The following is a 5,981-nucleotide window of genomic DNA, read 5'->3' as shown; positions in this document are numbered from 1 at the left end:
ACGAGGCCACGGCGCGCGCAGACCTCGCCTGCCTGGTCGGCGCGCTGGCCGCATGGTGGCCGGCGCTGGGCCTGGGCGCCAAGCGCCTCGCCGGCTACGGGGCGATCGCGCCGCTGTCCGCCGTCTGTCGTGCCACGGGCTACGCGGACATGCAACAGCCGCTCGAGTTTTCGGGCGCGGCAAGCTGGCGGCAACTCGCCGAGCGCATCGCGAAAGGCAGGGCATGAAAAACGCATTTGACGAGCGCACCCGCCGCCTGATCCTGGCTGCCGAGATCGCCGGCTACCTGCACGACCTGGGCAAGCTGCATCCCGATTTTGCCGGCGAGATGCTGGGCGACGGCAAGAACCTGGGTGACGAGACCAGGGATTCCTGCGGCATCCAGGTCGCGCACGGAGCCATTCTCGAAGCGGGCCGTGCCTATCCACGCACCGCCGAGATGGCGAAAAAACCCGATCTGGCGGGCGTGCTGGCCGGGCTGCTGGCCGACCTGGCCTGGGCCGAGGCACTGGCGATCCCTGCGAGCTGGCTCAGGCCCGGCGCGGTGCAGGCATCCGGCTTGGGGGCGGCACTGCGCCAGCATCACGCCGGAAACGAGTTTCCTGCCGAGCAATTGTCGTTTCTTGGTGATCTGTATTCCTTCGGCGCCGACATTCGCGATTCCGCGCTCGACAAGGCTTCCGGTGTGGCCGAGGGTGGCAGGCAAGCCACGGCGCACGCTGAAATCGCCGATGCCTTCGGGCAAATGCGCGCCCCGTATTCGACCGAACGGCTTGCCGCTGTCTGGGACGACGCCATCGCCGTCATCAAGGCGCACGTCTTCTCGCCGGCTGCCACGCAGGACATCGCCGTTACCCGCCGCCGGCTGCTCGCAGAGCTGCAGCCGATTTTCTCGAGGGCGCTGGGCGAAACCCGTCGCCCGACCAACGACGTCACGCTCTGGCACCACGCGCACTCGTCGGCCAGTTTCTTCAAGGCGGCCGTCGCTGAAGGAGCGCTGCGCGCCGAAGTGAACTTCAAGCCACTGCAGACCGACAAGGGTGCCTTCGACCTGGCGCAGCTTGGCCGCGTGCGCTTCCGTCTGCTCGGTGTGCGCTGGGATTGGCAGGCGCTCACCCGCGGCATGCTCACGACGACGGCGCTGGTCAGCCTCTCTCATTTGCGCCGTGAAGTCGTGGATGATCTGCGCGAGCTTTTCGAGGAGAGATCCCCGGTCGGCAATCTCATCTACGAGGACGACGACGGCGTGCTGGTCCTCGCGCCCGGCTTTCAGGAAGACGAAGCCGCCAGGTCCGACGCTTTGTTCGCCCGGCACCTCCTCGACCCGCTGCAGGAGGCGATTGCCGAATGTATCGAACCTCTCGGCGTCGGCACGCCGTTTCGCCTGTGCTGGAGCGCGCCCGCGCTTTACCTCACCGACTACGCCGAAGCGCTGGGACTGCATGCCGATAGTTGCTGCCAGCGCCACCTGCAGGCCGGCGAGGAAAAATTGCGCGTGCTTTGGGAGTCGGCCAACGCGGAGCAGGGCAAGCTGATACAGATTTGCCCGCAATGCGGCCTGCGCCCGGCCGAAACGCGTGAATACGCGCTGACCGAAAGCCGCAGCCGCGCGCAGCCCCTGTGCGACGACTGCACTGCTCTCGCCGACCGCGATGCCAAGCGCTCCCGGGTGCGCCACCTGGCCGCCGACTTCGGTTTCCGCAGCCGCATCAGCACGATGGAAGAACTGGCCGACGAGGGCGACAGCAGTCGCATGGCGCTGCTCTCGGTGCAGGTGGATGCCGGCGCCATCGCATCCGGCACGTCATTGATCACCCAACTGGCGCGACCGGTCGCGTCGGTGCGATCAGCTTTGACAGCCGAAGACGAGAAACAAAAGGGAAACAACAAGAACCACAAGAGCGCAGACATCTCCTGGCTTATCGACAGCAACGCGCTGGGTAACTGGTTCGAAAAGCGTCTCGATGATCTGCACGCCGGCAAACTGCCCAGCAAGGATGACGCCAATCTCGCCCGCAGCCTGCTCGGTGAGACATTCTGGCTGACGAAGAAGGACGGCCGCAGCGCCGCGCCCGACGCGGTACACAAGGCGCTCGAGGTCGCAGAAGACTTCTTGCTGCGCGAGTCGGCCGCGTTGCCCGAGGCATGGCGACTTGCTCGCCACGACGGCGATCGCCTGGCGCTGTTCGCGATGCGCAAGCATGCCTCACCCGCCCGCCTGCAGCGCCTGTGGGATGACCTGCGCGCCCTGTGGCAAGAGCTGGCGAACGAAGTGGCCGGCACGCTCGACGATCGCCTGCTGCCTCTGACGCTCGACGCGCGTGGCCTGCGCTTCATCGTTTCTGCTGCCGATGCCGATGCCACGGTGGCCATCATCGGCCGGCTGCTGGCGCAGCGACTGTCGAAAGTACGCGGCGGTCTGTCGGCGCATGTATCGTGCGCCGTGATGCGCGCGAAATTCCCGCTCTACATCGCCCTCGACGTGCTCGGGCGGCTCGACGCGCGCGTGCCGCAGGTGCCGCACCAGACCTGGCGCGTCGAATCGGCGCGCACGGCGGCGGATGGCCGCACCGTCGACCTGATTTGGGCGACGCCGCAGGGGCTGGTTGCCTGGCAGGTCGACACGGCCACTGACGACCCCGGCCAGAGCGACATGTGGCACCCGCATGTCATCGCGGTCACGCGCGCCGGCAAGCCGGTCAGTGGCCCGCAACGACTCACACATGTCCTCGACCTGCTGCCCGGCGACGAGGTGCTCATTCCACCGATGACCTTTGATTTCATGGTCCTCGAAGGCTCGGCGCGCCGCCACCAGCTCGCCTATCGACGTGACGGCGAGGAGGTGCGCCGCCCGCATTGGGTGATGGACGATGCCGGCCGCTCGCCGCTGCTGCTCGAAGGCTTCGCGGAGTTCTCGCGGCTGGTCGCGGACAGCGGCTGGGATACCTCGAAGATCAAGGGGCTGCAGGGCGAGATGGTCGAGACCTACGAGAAATGGGTACGCGACGTTCCCGCCGCGCTGCGCCCGGCCGGCCGTGACGCCTGGCATGCCCATCTGCGCAACATCTTGCTGCGCTACGTGACCGGCGACGATGCCCCGGCGCGGCGCGAGCGACTCTTCAACGCCATCATCGACGGCCGTTTCTTCGACGCCGTTGAATGGAGCACTTTCGTTTCCAGAACCCACCGATCACTCAGCGAGGAAAACGCATGAAGTCGCATCCGCTCTACCTCTACGCACTCGACCCGACCCACATCGGTGCCGGCGGCTACCGCATGGGCCGCGTCGACCTGACCATCCTACGCGATGCCGGCAGCAACCTGCCCAAGGTGCCCGGTTCGTCGATCAACGGCGCGACGCGCTCGGCGGCAATCTATTCCTTGCCCGAAGACGAGCGGCAGCGGGCGATGGCCTACGCCCGCGCCACCATCGACGAGAAGAACAAGAAGCACCCGCACAAGGGCAGCCAGGACCCGATCGCCAGCATCTTCGGCTACGCCGAGGGCGATACGGAAGGTGAATCGCGCATCGGCGTGGTCTCTTTCCGCGATGCCGAAATCCTTGCCTTCCCGGTGCCGACGATGCTCGGACCACGCTGGGTGACTACCGCGCATCTGCTCGAAAGCGCGGGCTGCACGAAGGTGCCGCGTCCGGCGAGCGAGGATCAGGTGATCGTCCAGGCCGGCGCCGCTGCACCCAAACGGCTGAACCTGGGCTGGCTGCTACTGTCGGCTGTCGCGAAGGAGATCCCGTTCCCTGAACCAGCGAAGGGTCTGCCGGTGTTCGACCACCTGAAGGAGCGACTGGTCGTGGTGCATGACAACATCTTCCCAGCGATCGTCAACGCCAACCTCGAGACGCGCACCTCGGTCTCGATCGACTTCGAGACCGGCGCAGCCGCCGAAGGCGCCTTGTTCACTTACGAAGCGACGCCGCGCGGCACGCTGTTCCGCGGCCAGGTGGATGTGGACGACGGCCGCTTCCGCGAGCTTGTGCCAGCGGCGATGCCACTGCTGGAAAAAGCGCTTGCCCTGGCCTGCACTCTCGGGCTGGGTGGCATGACCACGCGCGGTTTTGGTCGCATGCAGTTCGCCCTGGTGAAGTGAGGAGGACACCATGCTGAACCTTGAACCCCTCGCCGCGCTCGCCGCCAACGAGATGGCTGGACATGATTCAATGTGCGCCAACGATGCTGAAAACATCATCACCAAGTCGCTTGCCGTTCTTGCCGAGCAGGGTCTGTATGCCTTCGGTCTCTTCCTCGCCACGCGCAAACGCGAGCAGGACCGGATACCGGCCCAGCGCATCGACCAGGAGGCGCGCAGGCTCCTGCAGGCTACCGGGCTCGCCAGCGTCGAGCAGACGCGCGCGCCCGACATGCCGAGCTTCTACCGCAGCCTCACCGCGACCCAGCCTGACGAATCGGCTGTCGAGGCGCTGCGCCGCATCCTGCTCGCCAAGCAGTTGCTCGAGACGACGCTCACCTACGGTCGCTATGCCGCCAAGGCACTGAAGAACGAGAGCTGAGACGATGAGCACCTTCGCTTTCTTCTCTCTCAAATTGCTCTCGCCGCTGCATCTGGGTAGCCGACGCGCGGGTGTAGTGGCCCAGACTCACCGGCATGCGCCGGGGCATCTGTTCGTGCATGCCCTGGCGGCGGCGGTCGGCGCCGCGCGTGGCGGTTTGCCGGAGCATTTTGCCGAGGCGCTGGCGGAAATCATGCGCCGCTTCCGTTTCGGAGCGGCGTTCTTCATCGACGGCGAAAGCCGGCTCGACGATACCGAGGTTGAGCGCCGACTGCTGAGCAGCAGCCACCATGTCACGCTCGATGGCGCGACGCGCTCGGCGGTCGAATCGGCGCTTTTCGAGGTGGAGCAACTGGCTGTGCCGGCCGGCAGCGGTATTCGCCTGTGCGGCGGCGTGTGGTTCGACGACGAGCGACTCGACGCGCACCGGCTGCGCGAGTGGCTGTCGATCATCCGGCTGGGTGGCGAGATCAAGACGGGCTGCGGCCGCGTGGAATGCGACGGATGGCAGGCCGATGCGTCAGCCTATCCGGGGATTGGTGCTGCGGTCGACGCGGCTGGTTTACGCCTGGCGGCGGGTGAAGTGTTGCCCGGCGCGGCGATCGACGGGGTCGGCGGCGTCCCGCTGCAGCCCTGGCTCGGTCGTCGGCATGATCCGAAGCTCGGTTTCGGTCGCTGCCTGTCGCAGGCGGTACTGGTGCGGATGCATGGCCGCAGCGAGCGCGATGCCCGCTTCCTGCCTTGCGGCAGTGGTGCGGCGACGGGCTGCTGGGAGACCGTGGTTTGAGCGGCGTGTACTGTGCCGGCCCGGCGTTGTGAGTGTGGGCCGCCCTCTTTCAAACGAAAACGTCAACCGGGATTTTCTCCATGGCCTCCGTCAACAAAATTTTCCTCGTCGGCAACCTCGGCACCGATCCAGAGACTCGTCAGATGCCGAACGGCGATGCCGTGGCAAACCTCCGCGTGGCCGAATCGGAATGCGGGTAGCCGCAGCTTTGTCGTTCTTTGAAAATTGCCGCGTGTGCCCCGTTGTCCTGGCATCAAGACGATGTCAGGGGCGGCAGCGATGCAACGAATGGTGGTACTGGCGAATTCAAGGAAGTGTGGCGGTTACTGCCTGGCCGGCAAGGCGCTGGACCTCGATGGCCGCGTTGGGAATTGGGTGCGGCCGGTGACGCCGTCTGTCTCGGATGGGCTGCCGTGGCAGCGCACGCGGTGCAGCGACGGGCGGCAGGCCGCGGTCCTCGATGTGCTGAGCCTGGAGTGGGGTCGGCCGGCGCCGAGCCTTCACCAGCGCGAGAACTGTCTGATCGGTCCAGCGGCGCTCGAGCGCTGTGGGCGCGTGCGCTGGGATGACCTGTCGATCCTCGCCGACAAAGCCTCATCGGGTTTGTGGCTCGATGGCTACTCCAGCCACTGTGGCTTGAACGACCGCGTGCCGGCGGGCCAGCTA

At 66.4% G+C, this 5,981-nt stretch carries 5 protein-coding genes and 2 pseudogenes; all 7 read left to right on the top strand.

Annotated features, from left to right (window positions below; all coding sequences use genetic code 11):
* A partial coding sequence (locus tag CAPSK01_RS22950; RefSeq protein WP_273703662.1) for a hypothetical protein occupies nucleotides 1–227 on the top strand: 227 nt, incomplete at its 5' end.
* Nucleotides 224–3,214, top strand: coding sequence for a hypothetical protein (locus CAPSK01_RS13285; protein WP_034927412.1), 2,991 nt, complete (start codon nucleotides 224–226; stop codon nucleotides 3,212–3,214). The genes CAPSK01_RS22950 and CAPSK01_RS13285, both read left to right, overlap by 4 nt.
* Complete coding sequence (gene cmr4, locus CAPSK01_RS13280) at nucleotides 3,211–4,107, top strand: type III-B CRISPR module RAMP protein Cmr4 (RefSeq protein ID WP_273703661.1); 897 nt, start codon at nucleotides 3,211–3,213, stop codon at nucleotides 4,105–4,107. Before CAPSK01_RS13285 ends, cmr4 begins: the two co-directional genes overlap by 4 nt.
* A 10-nt stretch (nucleotides 4,108–4,117) precedes the next feature.
* Nucleotides 4,118–4,528 (top strand): hypothetical protein, encoded by a 411-nt coding sequence (locus CAPSK01_RS13275; RefSeq protein WP_034927410.1) that lies wholly within the window; start codon nucleotides 4,118–4,120, stop codon nucleotides 4,526–4,528.
* A 4-nt stretch (nucleotides 4,529–4,532) separates the two neighbouring features.
* Nucleotides 4,533–5,315 (top strand): hypothetical protein, encoded by a 783-nt coding sequence (locus CAPSK01_RS13270; RefSeq protein WP_034927408.1) that lies wholly within the window; start codon nucleotides 4,533–4,535, stop codon nucleotides 5,313–5,315.
* Nucleotides 5,316–5,395: 80 nt separating this feature from the next.
* Nucleotides 5,396–5,506, top strand: a pseudogene (locus CAPSK01_RS22945) (single-stranded DNA-binding protein); the annotation flags it as partial.
* A gap of 88 nt (nucleotides 5,507–5,594) precedes the next feature.
* A pseudogene (locus tag CAPSK01_RS13265) lies at nucleotides 5,595–5,981 on the top strand (hypothetical protein); the annotation flags it as partial.

Origin of the sequence: Candidatus Accumulibacter vicinus (assembly GCF_000584955.1) — a bacterium.
Classification (GTDB): Bacteria; Pseudomonadota; Gammaproteobacteria; order Burkholderiales; family Rhodocyclaceae; genus Accumulibacter; species Accumulibacter vicinus.
This window is presented reverse-complemented; position numbering and strand designations above follow the sequence as displayed.

What these genes read in the sequence shown, in the direction of transcription:
- CAPSK01_RS13285 (WP_034927412.1), top strand. Translation starts at nt 224, where the DNA reads ATGAAAAACGCATTTGACGAGCGCACCCGCCGCCTGATCCTGGCTGCC.
- CAPSK01_RS13275 (WP_034927410.1), top strand. Translation starts at nt 4,118, where the DNA reads ATGCTGAACCTTGAACCCCTCGCCGCGCTCGCCGCCAACGAGATGGCT.
- cmr4 (WP_273703661.1), top strand. Translation starts at nt 3,211, where the DNA reads ATGAAGTCGCATCCGCTCTACCTCTACGCACTCGACCCGACCCACATC.
- CAPSK01_RS13270 (WP_034927408.1), top strand. Translation starts at nt 4,533, where the DNA reads ATGAGCACCTTCGCTTTCTTCTCTCTCAAATTGCTCTCGCCGCTGCAT.